This window comes from Pseudomonas fluorescens Q2-87, assembly GCF_000281895.1.
GTDB classification, from domain to species: domain Bacteria; phylum Pseudomonadota; class Gammaproteobacteria; order Pseudomonadales; family Pseudomonadaceae; genus Aquipseudomonas; species Aquipseudomonas fluorescens_S.
Window position 1 is genome coordinate 1,972,831 of record NZ_CM001558.1, and the last position, 13,863, is coordinate 1,986,693.

Genomic DNA, 13,863 nt, shown 5'->3' on the forward strand with positions numbered 1-13,863 from the left:
ACCTTTCGATGTCAAACATCACCCATCATTTAATGAACATCGGTCAGTAGAACCGACCGGTGCATGACGTTGCTTTCGAATTAGCCGGCGGCAGGTACACGCCAGTCGTCGGCACCCATGGTGCTGCACGCGACGTGATCCCACCTGATCTTGCGAAACGAGAAATGTACATCTTGCAGATGAGTGAAATGCGAATTCGCCGGGTCTTGGCAGTTATGCATGTAGTCCTTGATCTCGACGATGATCGCGTCCTCCAGCGTGGTGGTGTAGTAGTGCTCCTGGATGCCGGCGGCCGAAGTGCGGTACCACTTGATTTCAACGATGACCAGTACTTCGCCTTCGGTCATCGCTTGCAGCAGCAGCGGCGAGGCCTTGTCGAACACCTTCGTGACGACCAAGGGGCTGTGTACACGTTGGCCGGTTGGCTGTCCGGACTGTGGGTCGCGCGGAATGGATACCTGGTGCTGGAAGCCCTGCACCATGATCTGGTCTGTGTGACCTTCCTGGTAAGTGTTGCCCACCGAATCGGCGGTAAACGCGCCTGCAGTGATCTCGCCTTGTTTGGTGCCTACGATGGACATATACGCTGGGGTAGCCAATGGATGCTCTCCTTCCTGGATAACTAAAGGGCCCCGGGGCGGGAAATCGACCGGGGTGGCCTGACGGTTATCAAGTGCTGTGCCAGTTTTGCCAATGTCTTTTAAATCAACGGGTTGAACAGGTCCGCTGACGAGTTGCCCTCCAGATATACCGAAAAACACCCAAGCAATTGCGCGGCTCAATGCAGCTCCTCGCACACTGACCAAACCCGCGGGACCTGCACCGCACGACCTGCCCGACGCACCCAGCGGCAGCCAGTGCCGTGCAATTTGTTGCCGTTTCGGCTGAAGGCTTGTGCCTACAGACCCAACGCCGCCCTGCACTCATCAATGGAGCGCTGTTGCGTCTGGGCATACAAGCCCAGCTCATCGATGGTCGTGCACCCCAGCGCCTCTTCGAAGGCCTGGCGGTTGGATTGCCCGGCGTAATGGCTCTGGGCGGCATCGCCGAGGTTCGACTGGAAGATCCCTGCGGCGCTGACGGGCAGGAAGTCCTCGTAGACCAAGGGCTCGGCACGCAGGTATTGCTGTTCCAACAGATGTTCGAGTGTGACGGACTGCCCGAGCGTGCCCTTGGCGGCGAGGCCCTTCGGCGTTACGAAATAGCGAAAGTACGCCAGTGCTTGCCGGCGCAAATCATCAGCATTGTCGGGGAAAGGCGCAAAGTGTTCGGCCATCAGCGCGTTGTAGCGCTCGGCGTTGGCTTCGTTGGGGAATTCCCCGAGGGCATCGCGGGCCGCGTTGAGCAATTGGTCGTAAAGCGCGCGGCCTTTTGGCGTGAGGGCGGCGCCGCGTTGTTCGATTTCGCCAAAGCGGGCGCTGTGGCTGCCCTGGCTCTGTGGCTGGTCGGTGAAGGCGACGGGCTCGTCGAGTGCCTTGAAACTGGTCTGGCGCAACAGGATCGGGCATTGGCGGCGGGGAGGGCCTTCGATCACGGCTTTGGGGGTGATGCCGTGCACGGGCATCTGGGCCTGGACGATATCGATGTCCAGGGTGCGCGGCGTCAGGTGGTTGATGTGTGGCCCCTTGAAGGCCACCACGTCGGCGATCAGGCGATGCTGGGCGCTCAGTTGCCGGTATTGTTCTGCGGTGACGGTGGCGCTGTGGTGCCAGCGAAAGGTCTCCAATGCTTGTAGGACGAAGTCATCAGCCTGCGGCGCCGTCAGGCCACCCTGGCGTTCGGCCAGATCGATGAGGTCGAGGGCGCTGGCGGTGAATATCTGACGTTTATCCAGCACCGATTCGGCAAACGCCCGTAGCTCGGCGTTCTCGATCAATTCCAGGCGCAGCAGCGAGGTGAACACGCGGAACGGGCTGACTTGCAATGCGGTTTCATGCACCGCGCGAAATGCGGTGGAATGCACCGGCACCCCGGCCGGCGTCAGGTCGTAATAACCCACCGGCTGCATGCCCATGACCGCGAACAGGCGGCCCAAGGTCGCCAACTCTGCGGCGGTGCCGACGCGGATCGCGCCATGGCGTTCCAGGTCCAGACGCTGCAGTTCGCCGGTGTTGCGCAGGTGGTCGGCCAGGGGCGGATCTTCTGCCAGCACCTGGGCGTTGGTTTGCTCGACCAATTTCATCAGTGCGCCATACAGCGGCACCTCGTCGCGGTACATGTCGGACATCGCTCTGGAGAAGCGCTGGCGGATCAGGTCGGGACTGATGAAGCTCATGGCGGGCGTTCCTGGTTCGGCTGATGGAAAGTGAAGGAAAGATCGCAGCCTTCGCTTGCCCCGACAAACGAAGAATCTTCAGGACTTCATTCTGCCAGGGACTGATCCACCAGCTCGATCCAGTGCCGCACGGGCGTGCGGCCGGCGCCGTCGAGGTGGTTCTGGCAGCCGACGTTGGCGGTGACGATCAGCTCCGGCTGGCCGCTTTCCAGCGCATTGAGGCGATTGTCGCGCAATTGCCGCGCCAGGGCCGGCTGGGTCAGCGAATAGGTGCCGGCCGAGCCGCAACACAAATGGCTGTCGGGCACGTGGGTGAGGTTGAAGCCCAGGCGCGTCAGCAAGGCTTCGATGCGGCCACCGAGTTTTTGTCCGTGCTGCAAAGTGCAGGGGCAATGGACGGCGATGCGTTGGTTCCTCGCCGCGCAAATCTGTTCCAGCGGTTCCTTGCCGAGTACCTGCACCAGATCCAGGGCCCGCTCGCTCACCCGTTTTGCCTTGGCGGCATAAGCGCGGTCGTGTTCCAGCAGGTGCCCGTAGTCCTTGATGAACGCACCACAGCCGCTGGCGGTCTGGACGATGGCTTCGGCGCCGTTTTCCAAGTGCGGCCACCAGGCGTCGATGTTCTGTCGGGCGCGGTCCAGCCCGGTCGCCTGGGCGTCGAGGTGATAATCCAGGGCGCCGCAGCAACCCGCCTCGCGGCTGGGAATGACGCTGATGCCCAGACGGTCCAGCACCCGTGCGGCCGAGGCGTTGGTGTTGGGCGAGAGGCCCGGCTGTACGCAGCCTTCGAGCATCAATACCGTACGTCCATGCCGGACCGCTGGTCGCTCGCCCTCAGGCGCGGAGCGTCGCGGCAGTTTGGCGCCCAGGCTCGTCGACAGCAGGGGGCGAAACACCGTCCCCAGGCGCAGCAGGGCCTTGAACCGCTGGGGGCTGCTCGCCAGGGTTCGCAGGCCCAGGCGCAGCGCCCGTTGGCCGACGGGACGGGGCACGCTTGCATCCACCACCGCGCGGCCGATATCCAGCAAGTTGTGGTAATCCACACCGGACGGGCAGGTTGTTTCGCAGTTGCGACACGACAGGCAGCGATCCAGGTGCAGCTGCGTGCTGGCGGTTGCAGGCTGGCCTTCGAGCACTTGTTTGATCAGGTAGATGCGCCCCCGCGGGCCGTCCAGTTCATCGCCGAGCAATTGATAGGTCGGGCAGGTGGCGTTGCAGAAACCACAATGCACGCAGCTGCGCAGGATCCGTTCGGCTTCCTCGGCTCGGGGCAGGTGTTTGGCTTCGTCGCTGAAACGGGTTTGCATATCAGAACTCCGGGTACATCCGGCCGGGATTGAACAGCCCCAAGGGATCGAGCTGGGCCTTGAGCTGGCGGTGATAGCGCAGCAACGCCGGGGCCAGCGGTTGGAAAGGGGTATCGGTGGCGCCATGACGGTAACAGGTGGCGTGACCGCCCAATTCATGGGCCAGGGCCTGCACCGTATCGGCATCGGTTTTCAGCCAGCGTTGTGCGCCGCCCCAATCGATCAACTGTGCGCCGGGCAGGGTGAGTGGACCGGTAGGGTTGGGCAGCGACAGGCGCCACAGCGGCAAGCCTTCATCAAAAAAAGCCAGCCGGTGCTCGTTGAGTGCCGTCCAGTATTGATCGTCGATCACTTCGCCGCCGAAGCGATCATGGGCAGCGCTGACCGAACCTTCGCCACCTTCCAGGCGCAGATGCAAACAGCTCCCGTCGTGGCTGGCCGCACTCAGAGGCAACGGCTGCCGGCCCCATTCGGTGAGTTTTTCCAGGGCTTGGGCGCTGCTCATTTCCAGGCGGATACTCAGGCTGTGGCGAGGTTTGGGCAGCACCTTCAACGACACTTCCGTGATGACCCCCAGGCAGCCGAAACTGCCGGCCAGCAGGCGCGACAGGTCATAGCCGGCGACGTTTTTCATCACTTCGCCGCCGAACCGCAACAAGGAGCCGTGGCCGCTGATCAGGCGGGTGCCAAGGACGAAATCGCGCACCGAACCGGCCCAGGGGCGACGTGGCCCCGACAGCCCGGTGGCGACCATGCCGCCCACCGTGGCGTTGTCGCCGAACGCCGGCGGCTCGCAGGGCAACCGTTGTCCGGCGGCGTCCAGGGTCGCGAGCAATTCTTGTAGCGCAGTGCCGGCGCGGGCGGTGATGACCAGTTCGGTGGGGTCGTAGTGGACGATGCCGCGATGGACGCGGGTGTCGAGCACTTCGCCGGCCACTTCACGTCCCAGGAAGGCCTTGCTGTTACCGCCCTGGATGCGCAGCGGCGTGGCGCTGTCCCGGGCACGGTTGACCTGGTCCAGCAACGACGCGCTGGCGTCGCAATTTGCTTCGCCGGTCATCAAAAGCGCTCCAGTTCGGGAAACGGCAACTGCCCCCCATGTATATGCATGGCGCCAAACTCGGCGCAGCGGTGCAGGGTGGGAATGTTCTTGCCGGGATTGAGCAGCCCTTCGGGATCGAACGCTGCCTTGACCGCGTGGAACAGCTTCAATTCGTCGCTGTTGAACTGCGTGCACATCTGATTGATTTTCTCCCGGCCGACGCCGTGCTCGCCGGTGATGCTGCCGCCGACCTCAACGCACAGCTCAAGGATTTTTCCGCCCAGGGCCTCGGCGCGCTCCAATTCGCCGGGCTGGTTGGCATCGAACAGGATCAGCGGGTGCATGTTGCCGTCGCCGGCGTGAAACACGTTGGCGACCCGCAGGTCATGTTCGGCACCCAGGCTGGCGATGCGTTGCAGCACCTGGGGCAAGGCGCGGCGTGGAATGGTGCCATCCATGCAGTAATAATCCGGCGCCAGGCGACCCACCGCCGGGAACGCATTCTTGCGTCCGGCCCAGAACCGCAGCCGCTCGGCCTCGTCCCGCGCCTGGCGTACTTCGGTGGCACCGGCCTGTCCCAACACCTGGCGGACCCGTTCGCAGTCGTCGTGGACATCGGCCTCGACCCCGTCCAATTCGCACAGCAGGATGGCTTCGGCGTCCACCGGATAGCCGGCGTGAATGAAGTCCTCGGCGGCGCGGATCGCCAGGTTGTCCATCATCTCCAGGCCGCCGGGGATGATCCCGGCGGCGATGATGTCGGCCACCGCTCGCCCGGCCTTGTCCACCGAATCGAAACTGGCCAGCAGCACCTTGGCGACCTGGGGCCGGGGCAACAGCTTGACCGTCACTTCGGTGATCACCCCCAGCAGGCCTTCGGAGCCGGTAAACAGCGCCAGCAGGTCCAGGCCCGGCGAGTCCAGGGCCTCGCTGCCAAGGGTCAGGCGTTCGCCTTCGATGGTGAGGATTTCCAGCTTCAACAGGTTGTGCACCGTCAGGCCGTACTTGAGGCAATGCACGCCGCCGGCGTTCTCCGCGACGTTGCCGCCGATGGAACAAGCGATCTGTGACGAGGGATCCGGCGCGTAATACAGCCCGAACGGTGCTGCCGCCTGGGAAATCGCCAGGTTGCGCACACCCGGCTGAAGCCGTGCGGTGCGGGCATCCGGGTCGATGTGCAGGATCTGGTTGAAGCCCGCCATTACCAGCAAAACGCCGCTTTCCAGAGGCAGGGCGCCGCCGGACAGACCGGTCCCGGCCCCTCTGGCGACCACCGGTACATGTTGGCCATGGCAGAGCTTGAGCAGTGCCTGGACCTGTTCGACTCGCCTGGGCAATACCACCAGCATCGGCGTGGTACGGTACGCCGAGAGACCGTCGCATTCATAGGGCTTGAGGTCTTCGTCGCGGTGGAGGATTTCCAGGTCTGGCAGTTGGGCCTGCATGGTCTTGAGCAAGGCCTGTTTGTCCACCTTCGGCAGAGGGCCGTCGAGGTGTTCGTCGTAGAGGATGTTCATGGGTTATACCTTCGAAAACGGTGACCCGTGGTATTGCTTTTATAGGGATCATTGCCCCAATCCCTTGAGAAATTCCCGATACAACGCTGCGGTTTTTCCCGGCCGTTCAACCATGGGCATATGGCCGACGCCGTCCCAGATCTCCACCCGCAAATCGGTGATGCCCTTGCTCCACACCGGCACGCTGCTGACGTCGATCAGCCGATCCTTGCGGCCCCAGAGCAGCAGCGACGGGGCGCGGATATCGGCCAAGCGAGGTTCCATTGGCGGGCTGGCGCGAAAGTCCACGAAGATTTCCGCCAGTTCGTCCCGGCGCTGTTCGTAGCGCTCGGCCATGGCCGCCAGCACCACGCTGGGTACCCAGGGTGGCGAGGCCATGGTCATTGCGTAGAACGGCGCAAAGTCGTCTCGCGAATCCACCAGGAATGGGTTATGCCCGGCGGCCAGGTGGCGCTCCATGTCGCTGGCCTGGGGGGCGGTGACGCCGGCCGGATCGATCAGCGCCAGGGTCAATAGCCGCTCCGGCGCGGTCGCCGCCAGCCAAGCGGCAAGGTAACCGCCCATGGAATTGCCGATGACATGGACCTTGTCCAGGCCGCAGGCGTCGAGCAGTTCGATGACGCGCCGGGCCTGGGTTGGGATGTCATAGCCACCCCCGGCCTTGAAGCCGGTTTCGCCATGGCCGGCCAGGTCGGGCACCACCACTCGATAGTCACCGACAAAATGCCGGGCAAAGCGCAGCCAGAGGTTTTTATCGGCGCTGTAGCCGTGCAGCATCAGGATGCTGCCGGGCGCCTCATAAGGCCCACCCTGCCAGGTCGATACGGTCATCTCGCTGATGGGCACGGTGATCTTGTGCAGCCGATAGAGGCGTGCCTCCAAGGCCATGCCCATGTCGTAGAGGACATGGCCTATGCCTGGATACGTCAACCAGCTCCAGGCGGTAAACACGGCTAGGACTACCCACAACACCAGCATGTTTTACCCTCCATGGGTCAGGACGCAATGTGCTCGGCCAACCTGGGCCCGCAGGCCAGGCAGTGATAAGTGAAGCTCAAACCCGGGAACATCGTTGCCCAATAACCCCCTTGTCATATATAGCCAAAATCCGGCCAGAGTCCCGCTTTTGGAAGAGAATAAATAACCCTGCATTCGGTGATGGCTATTTGATGGTGCCCTGATAGACTCCAGACAACCCTATCCCGATGATTCGGGAGACCCGCCGTGCAGAGGCCTGTATGCAAACAACGGGAAAAAAGGGGCTGTCGTTGGCCAGGAGGCTCTATATCTCGCGCATCCTGGGCCTGACGCTGGGGTTGTTGCTGGTCAGTGCCGCCATGTATCCACTTGACCCGCCGCGGTGGGTCTGGGGCTTGATGCTGTTCAATGGCTTGGTCTGGCCGCATCTGTCGTATTTCTGGGCCCGTCAGAGCGCCGTGCCGTACCACGCCGAACACCGCAACCTGTTGATCGATGCGCTGCTTGGCGGTTTCTGGGTCGCGGCGATGCAGTTCAATCCGCTGCCCACGGCCGTCACATTGGCGATGATGGCGATGAACAACGTCGCTATCGGTGGCCTGCGTTTCCTCATTGCCGGGGCGGCGGCGCAAATCGCCGGCATCGTCGTGGGCGGTGTGATATTCCCGCTGGCCTACGTTCCCATGACCAGCCCGGCACAGATCTACGCCTGTTTACCCTTGCTGTGCCTGTATCCGATGGCGCTGGGTTGGATCTGCTTTCGCCAGGCCTATACCCTTGGCCGGCAAAAACGCGAATTGTTGGCCCTGAGCCGCACCGACAGCCTGACCGGGCTGCTCAACCATGGCGCCTGGAAAGACCGCCTCAACGAGGAATTCCAGCGTTGCCTGCGTCATCCTGCGGACGGGGCAGGGCGCGGCGCGATTGCGTTGATCGACATCGACCATTTCAAAGCCATCAACGACACCTACGGGCATGTGACGGGCGACATCGTGCTGCGTCGGCTCGGCAAGATGCTCAGGCAGAATCTGCGAGCCGCCGATCTGGCGGGGCGCTACGGCGGGGATGAGTTCTGTGTGATTCTGCCGGACCTGACCCTGGCTAATGCGATGCACGCCATGGACGGTTTGCGCGAGCGTTTCGCGATGCTTGGCTACGAGCAGAACCCGGGGCTGAAGGTCCGCTTGAGCATTGGCCTGGCGGCCTTCAACCCGGACTATAGCGACGCCACTCTCTGGCTCAACGACGCCGACCAGGCGCTTTATGAAGCCAAGACCACCGGGCGCAACCGGGTCACGTCTCATCGGATCCGACCCGTGTTGGGGGCATCGGCCGTTCCTCTTTGAGGCGATCAACGAGACTTGCGGTCTAGAGCCTTGGCGGAATGTCGGGTAGGGTTGCCAGGGCACCCTCCGACACGAAACAAGGATGACATCATGACGATCACCCCTTTTCGCTCCCGTCTGGCCGCAAGTTTTGGCCTGAGCCTGGCCCTTGGCGCCTTCCTTCCCAGCGCGTTTGCGCAACCCCATCAACAAGTCCTGGCCGATGCCGAACAGTCCAAGGGCGAGGCCCTGAAACTGCTCGAACGGCTGGTGAACATCGATTCCGGCTCCGGGTATGTGCCCGGGCTGACCCAGGTGGGCGACATTGCCATCGATGAATTGAAAAAGCTCGACGCCACCATCGAGAAGGTGCCGAACTCGGACGGCACCCAGCACATCCTGGCGACCCTCAAGGGCACCGGTAAGGCGAAAATCCTGCTGATGGCCCACATGGACACGGTGTTCAAGGAGGGCTCGGCCGCCGAGCGTCCCTTCCACATCAAGGACGGCCGGGCCTACGGGCCGGGCGTGATGGACGACAAGGGCGGCATCGTCGCGGGCATCTATGCCTTGAAAATCCTCAAGAACCTCGACTTCAAGAACTACGCGCAGATCACCTTCCTGCTCGATGCCAGTGAAGAAACCGGCTCGGACGCCGCCACCGACCTGATCAAGAAAACCGCCAAGGCCCATGACGTGACCCTGAACCTTGAACCGGGTCGTCCGGCGGATGGCCTGGTGGTCTGGCGCAAAGGCAGTGCCACGGCGCTGGTTGAGGTCAAGGGCAAGGCGTCCCACGCCGGTGTCGCGCCGGAACTGGGGCGCAACGCGGCGATGGAAGCGGCGCACCAGATCCTGCAATTGGGCAAGCTCGGCGACGCGGAAAAGAAAACCACCATCAACTTCACGGTGCTCCAGGCCGGCGACCGGACCAACGTGATCCCCGACAAGGCCAGCGCCAAGGCCGATGTACGGGCAGCGGTGCCGGAAGAATTCGACCGCATCGAAAAAGACCTGGCCCGGGTGTCGCAGGACAAGCTCATCGCCGACACCGAAGTCACCACCAGCCTCAAGCGCGGCCTGCCGCCGATGCCGCAGACGGCGGAATCGGATCGCCTGATGGCCATGGCCCAAGGCATCTACGGTGAACTGGGGCGCAAACTCACCGAAGAAGGCAGCGGCGGCGCGGCGGACGCCAGCCTGTCGGCCGGGGTTGGGACGCCGACACTGGATGGCTTTGGCATTGTCGGAGGCAATATTCACACGCCGGAGGAATATGCCGAGGTTGAGAGCGTGGTGCCCAGGATCTATCTGCTGTCGCGGATGATCATGGAGTTGGCGGGGCGGTAACGCGCTATGTCGTAACGTCGAACATTCATAGAGTGAACGCCTCGAAACCTGTGGGAGCGAGCCTGCTCGCGAAAGCGATCTGTCTGTCGATCAAGTGTTGACTGACACACCGCCTTCGCGAGCAAGCTCGCTCCCACAGGGGAATGTGCTGCTGCGGCTAGCGCGCTTCGACGTTGTCCAGCGCGCGGTTGGCCAGTAGTCCGCTCAGTTCGATCAATTGCTGGATGCCCAGGGCAACATGACGTCTCGAGCCGTCCAGCTCGAAGGCCAGGTCGTTGACCATGGCATTGGCCGAGGCCAGGGTTTCGCTGAGATTGGCGAGCAGGGATTCGGTGTCGACACCGTTGATGACAGTGAAGAGTTGGTCGGGATCAGCCTCGGTCTTGTTGGTTTTGGGCTTGAGGTAGTAGTCGAGGGCGCGGTCGGCGGCTTTGTCGCGTTTTTTGGGGTGCGGTTTTTTGCGTGGCGAAGTCGGATCGGTGTCTGGCGGGTTGGGGGTTACTTTGAACATAGTTGAAGCTCCGATGCATTTGAAAAGGAGCCATCACCTGCTCGCTACCAAACGAATTGGGTGGTGGCCATACGAAGGTTGGTAGACCGGGCATCGGAGCCGGCGCCTCCGAAGAGGCCCTGCGCATGGCCACCAAAAAGCGAAGTGCATGACTGCACTTGCGGAGGGTGACGCTATGCACCGACAACCCGGGCTACCAAACCCGATCGCTGATTTGTCAGCGACCGGGAAACGATAAAGCCGGGCCTCCAGGCGCACAAGCCGGCGGATTCTGGCGTAGTTGTAGGTAATGGCGCAAGGCGAGGTAGCCCGGTCCTACATTGAAGTCAGCTGGATAAACACCCGGCCTTGGAATTTTAGTAAACCCAAACCTCCACCCGCCGATTCCTGACCCGTCCTTCGTCTTCATTATTAGCCGCCACCGGCATCAGCGCGCCGAAGCCGCGGACTTCGCGCAGGGTCACGCCGTACTTGACCAGTTCCCGCCGCACCGCCATGGCCCGCAATTTGGACAACAGGTCCGCCCGCGCCGGGTCGTCCTTGGCGTCGCCAAACCCCACCAGCGTCACACGTCGGTCGGTTTTGCCGTGCTGCTTTATATAGTCGAGCACGCGGCTGAGGTCTTGATGGGCCTTGTTGTCGAGGCTGGCGCTGCCTTCTTCGAAGCGAAAATTCACGCTCAGTCGCTGGGCCCGGCGGCTCAAGGCCTGGTAACCCTCGGGCATCAAGGCATTGGGCGTGACGGTCATGGCCTGGACGGTCTGGGCGACAAACCCGTTGGCCGCGACGATGGCCTGGCCCCTATCGCTCTGTGTGAACTCCACCAGTGCCTCGGCCCACGGATTCGCCTCCAGGGGTGGCAAATAAAAGAACAGGCGCCGGGACAGGGGATAGTCCTCGGTGGCGATTAAATGATTCAACGGCAACATGGGCTGGGAATTGCCGTCGACAATCGCCAGCGCCTTGGCCTGGCGCACGTAGGGTAAGCCGATGAAACCGATGCCTTGCGGGTCCTGGCTGACCGCGTCGGACAACTGTTCGCTGGACTCGAAGCGCCGCGCTGTAGGATCCAGCCGTTTTGTCTGTCGGTTGAGTACCAGTTCCTTGAAGGTGTCGTAGGTGCCGGATTGTTCATCCCGAGCATAAAGATGAATCGCCCCGCCGACGCCGCCCACCGACTCCCAGGTTCTGGCTTCGCCGCTGAATATCCGCGCCAACTGGACAGTATCGAGCTGACGCAGCGGATTTTGTGGATGAAGAATGATCGCCAGGCCATCGATGGCGATGACCTGCTCAGCGGTGGGACTTTTCAGATCGCCGAGGGAGGACAGGTCCTTCAGTTCGCTGTCCTTGATCGGTCGGGACGAGGCGGCCAGGTCGGCGCTGGCCTGCTTGAGGGCGGCGAAGCCGGTGCTGGAACCGTGGGCCGCGATGTCGATTGTCACGCGCCGGCCATCGGCGGTCTGGCCGACAATGCGCTGTTCATTGTCGCGCCCGGTGATTTCGCTGCTCACCCTGAACAATCCTTGAGCCTCCATCAAACCCTTGGCCAGGGCTGGCCCCAGTGCCGCGCCGATGGTGTTGGAGCCTTGAAGGCGCAGGGCAGGGCCGTGTTCGGGGATAGGCAAATTGCCGGCCCATGCCATGAACGGCAGCCAGAGGCCGATAAAAACGACAACGCACAGCCGCATGCCGGTACCTTCTGAACCCGAGGAGGTGCCGGAAGATTAAGTCAGTGAGGTTACTGAAAGGTGACAGGGGGGCTAACTATCAACCAAACCCAGCGAAAATCCCCTGTGGGAGCGGGCTTGCTCGCGAAAGCGGTGTGTCAATTGACATCCATACCGGATGTGCCGACGCCTTCGCGGGCAAGCCCGCTCCCACAAGGGATACGGGAAGCTTTGGATCAGCCCAGTTGCAGCCAGATCGGCGCATGGTCCGAAGGTTTTTCCATGCCGCGCAGCTCATAGTCCACGCCGGCGTCCTTGACCCGTGGCAGCAGGCCATGGGAGGTGAGGATCAGGTCGATGCGCAGGCCGCGCTTGGGTTCGTCCTCGAAACCGCGGCTGCGGTAGTCGAACCAGCTGAAGCGGTCGGTAACGTCCGGGTTCAGGTGGCGGAAGCTGTCCACCAGGCCCCAGTTCTTCAGGCGGGCCATCCATTCGCGCTCTTCCGGCAGGAAGCTGCACTTGCCGGTTTTCAGCCAGCGCTTCATGTTGTCCGGGCCGATGCCGATGTCGCAGTCTTCCGGGGAAATGTTCACGTCGCCCATCACCACCACGGGCTGGTCGTTGCTGAATCGGCTTTCCAGCAACTGCTGCAAGTCGTTGTAGAAACGCTCCTTGGCGGGGAATTTAGTCGGGTGATCGCGGCTTTCACCTTGTGGGAAATAACCGTTCATGATCGTCACCGGCACGCCATTGGCATCGGCGAAGGTGCCCCAGATGAAGCGCCGTTGGGCGTCGTCATCATCGCCCTCGAAGCCTTTGTGCAGGCTCAGCGGCGCCTGGCGGGAGAGCAGGGCAACGCCGTAGTGGCCCTTTTGCCCATGGTAATGCACGTGATAACCCAGGGCCTGTACGTCCGCCAGGGGGAATTGTTCGTCGTGGACCTTGGTTTCCTGCAGGCCGATCACGTCCGGCTGGTGCTTTTCGATCAGCGCCGCCAGCTGATGGGGACGGGCGCGCAGCCCGTTGATGTTGAAGGAGACGATCTTCATGGTCGGCTGTCCTGGCAAAACTGCGATGCTAGCTGACATGTGGGAAGGGAGCCAGCGTGGCAGTAGGACAAATGCGCTGCTAATGTCCTTTGCATGTAGGAACGATCACAACCCAATCGGGTTCGTACTCAATAAGAGCAAGGCCTCACCGAGCCTCGCCCCAGGAGATCCAACGTCATGCCTGAAACCGCCACCGCGATTGCCGACATCCATATGCTCGACAGCGGTTATTCCCGCGAAGCGCGTTCATTGCTGTACCAGGCGTATCGCCATGAGCCGACGTTCAGCTTCTTGTTCGAGTCCGAACGGCCCGGTTATGAACAGCGGGTACGGGCTACGGTGCGTGAACTGGTCAAGCAGCATTTTCTCCAGGACCTGCCGGCCATCGGCCTGCTGGTTAACGATCGCCTGATCGGCATCGCCCTGATCGCCCCACCACAACGACGCCTAGGCATTACCGAAAGCTGGGCCTGGCGCTTGCGCATGGTGTTGAGCACCGGTTTTCGCTGCACCCGGCGCTACCTGGATTATCACGCAGCGGTAGTTGCGTGCCTGCCGTCGGATTCCGTCCACGTGTTGCCGTTGCTGGGGGTCCATCCTCAATTCCAGGGCCAGCATTTTGGCGAACAATTACTTGAGGCAGTGCACAATTGGTGCGCGGTGGACGAACATTCCCAGGGCGTGGTGCTGGACACCGGCAACCCGCGTTATCTGGAATTCTATAAACGCCAGGGCTATGAGGAAATCGGTGAAGTGGCAGTAGGACCGATCCGCGAGCATGTGTTCTTTCATCCCAATCCGCAGGTCCTGCAAAGCGCAACGGCATAATCGGGCGAACT

The 13,863-nt window shown here is 62.2% G+C and carries 12 protein-coding genes; 3 read left to right on the forward strand and 9 right to left on the reverse strand.

Annotated features, from left to right (window positions below; genetic code table 11):
- Window positions 1–80: 80 nt before the first annotated feature.
- The 6 genes from PFLQ2_RS18735 to PFLQ2_RS18710 form a co-directional block, all read right to left on the reverse strand.
- Complete coding sequence (locus PFLQ2_RS18735) at window positions 81–599, reverse strand: Hcp family type VI secretion system effector (protein WP_003179885.1); 519 nt, start codon at window positions 597–599, stop codon at window positions 81–83.
- Between the two features lie 299 nt (window positions 600–898).
- Window positions 899–2,275: a 2-oxoadipate dioxygenase/decarboxylase HglS gene (gene hglS / locus PFLQ2_RS18730; protein ID WP_003179887.1), complete on the reverse strand. Its 1,377-nt coding sequence runs from the start codon at window positions 2,273–2,275 to the stop codon at window positions 899–901.
- Window positions 2,276–2,361: 86 nt separating this feature from the next.
- Window positions 2,362–3,582 carry a glycolate oxidase subunit GlcF gene (gene glcF, locus PFLQ2_RS18725; RefSeq protein ID WP_003179890.1) on the reverse strand — a complete coding sequence of 407 codons (1,221 nt, stop codon included), beginning with the start codon at window positions 3,580–3,582 and terminating at the stop codon, window positions 2,362–2,364.
- A 1-nt stretch (window position 3,583) separates the two neighbouring features.
- Window positions 3,584–4,642, reverse strand: a complete 1,059-nt coding sequence (gene glcE / locus PFLQ2_RS18720) for a glycolate oxidase subunit GlcE (RefSeq protein ID WP_003179891.1) — start codon at window positions 4,640–4,642, stop codon at window positions 3,584–3,586.
- Entirely contained in the window at window positions 4,642–6,141 is a 1,500-nt protein-coding gene (gene glcD, locus PFLQ2_RS18715) for a glycolate oxidase subunit GlcD (protein ID WP_003179894.1), read from the reverse strand. Before glcD ends, glcE begins: the two co-directional genes overlap by 1 nt.
- Before the next feature lie 48 nt (window positions 6,142–6,189).
- A complete protein-coding gene (locus PFLQ2_RS18710) occupies window positions 6,190–7,119 on the reverse strand; it encodes an alpha/beta fold hydrolase (protein ID WP_003179897.1) in 930 nt (309 codons plus the stop codon).
- Between the two features lie 260 nt (window positions 7,120–7,379).
- On the opposite strand from PFLQ2_RS18710, the gene PFLQ2_RS18705 reads away from it, so the two are divergent.
- Both PFLQ2_RS18705 and PFLQ2_RS18700 read left to right on the forward strand, forming a co-directional pair.
- On the forward strand, window positions 7,380–8,465 hold the full coding sequence (locus tag PFLQ2_RS18705) for a diguanylate cyclase (protein WP_003179899.1): 1,086 nt from the start codon (window positions 7,380–7,382) through the stop codon (window positions 8,463–8,465).
- Window positions 8,466–8,555: 90 nt separating this feature from the next.
- Window positions 8,556–9,794, forward strand: coding sequence for a M20/M25/M40 family metallo-hydrolase (locus tag PFLQ2_RS18700; protein ID WP_003179901.1), 1,239 nt, complete (start codon window positions 8,556–8,558; stop codon window positions 9,792–9,794).
- A 157-nt stretch (window positions 9,795–9,951) separates the two neighbouring features.
- On the opposite strand, the gene PFLQ2_RS18695 is transcribed toward PFLQ2_RS18700, so the two are convergent.
- From PFLQ2_RS18695 to xthA, 3 genes are all read right to left on the reverse strand, one after another.
- On the reverse strand, window positions 9,952–10,305 hold the full coding sequence (locus PFLQ2_RS18695) for a DUF6124 family protein (RefSeq protein WP_003179902.1): 354 nt from the start codon (window positions 10,303–10,305) through the stop codon (window positions 9,952–9,954).
- A gap of 356 nt (window positions 10,306–10,661) precedes the next feature.
- Entirely contained in the window at window positions 10,662–11,996 is a 1,335-nt protein-coding gene (locus tag PFLQ2_RS18690) for a substrate-binding domain-containing protein (RefSeq protein WP_003179903.1), read from the reverse strand.
- Between the two features lie 215 nt (window positions 11,997–12,211).
- Complete coding sequence (gene xthA, locus PFLQ2_RS18685) at window positions 12,212–13,024, reverse strand: exodeoxyribonuclease III (RefSeq protein WP_003179906.1); 813 nt, start codon at window positions 13,022–13,024, stop codon at window positions 12,212–12,214.
- Window positions 13,025–13,201: 177 nt separating this feature from the next.
- Between xthA and PFLQ2_RS18680 the strand changes: the two genes are divergently transcribed.
- Window positions 13,202–13,852: a GNAT family N-acetyltransferase gene (locus tag PFLQ2_RS18680; RefSeq protein WP_003179907.1), complete on the forward strand. Its 651-nt coding sequence runs from the start codon at window positions 13,202–13,204 to the stop codon at window positions 13,850–13,852.
- Window positions 13,853–13,863 lie beyond the last annotated feature (11 nt).

Bases quoted from the DNA above. Each gene is read 5' to 3' on its own strand.
- hglS (WP_003179887.1), bottom strand. From the start codon at position 2,275: ATGAGCTTCATCAGTCCCGACCTGATCCGCCAGCGCTTCTCCAGAGCG.
- glcF (WP_003179890.1), bottom strand. From the start codon at position 3,582: ATGCAAACCCGTTTCAGCGACGAAGCCAAACACCTGCCCCGAGCCGAG.
- glcE (WP_003179891.1), bottom strand. From the start codon at position 4,642: ATGACCGGCGAAGCAAATTGCGACGCCAGCGCGTCGTTGCTGGACCAG.
- glcD (WP_003179894.1), bottom strand. From the start codon at position 6,141: ATGAACATCCTCTACGACGAACACCTCGACGGCCCTCTGCCGAAGGTG.
- PFLQ2_RS18710 (WP_003179897.1), bottom strand. From the start codon at position 7,119: ATGCTGGTGTTGTGGGTAGTCCTAGCCGTGTTTACCGCCTGGAGCTGG.
- PFLQ2_RS18705 (WP_003179899.1), top strand. From the start codon at position 7,380: ATGCAAACAACGGGAAAAAAGGGGCTGTCGTTGGCCAGGAGGCTCTAT.
- PFLQ2_RS18700 (WP_003179901.1), top strand. From the start codon at position 8,556: ATGACGATCACCCCTTTTCGCTCCCGTCTGGCCGCAAGTTTTGGCCTG.
- PFLQ2_RS18695 (WP_003179902.1), bottom strand. From the start codon at position 10,305: ATGTTCAAAGTAACCCCCAACCCGCCAGACACCGATCCGACTTCGCCA.
- PFLQ2_RS18690 (WP_003179903.1), bottom strand. From the start codon at position 11,996: ATGCGGCTGTGCGTTGTCGTTTTTATCGGCCTCTGGCTGCCGTTCATG.
- xthA (WP_003179906.1), bottom strand. From the start codon at position 13,024: ATGAAGATCGTCTCCTTCAACATCAACGGGCTGCGCGCCCGTCCCCAT.
- PFLQ2_RS18680 (WP_003179907.1), top strand. From the start codon at position 13,202: ATGCCTGAAACCGCCACCGCGATTGCCGACATCCATATGCTCGACAGC.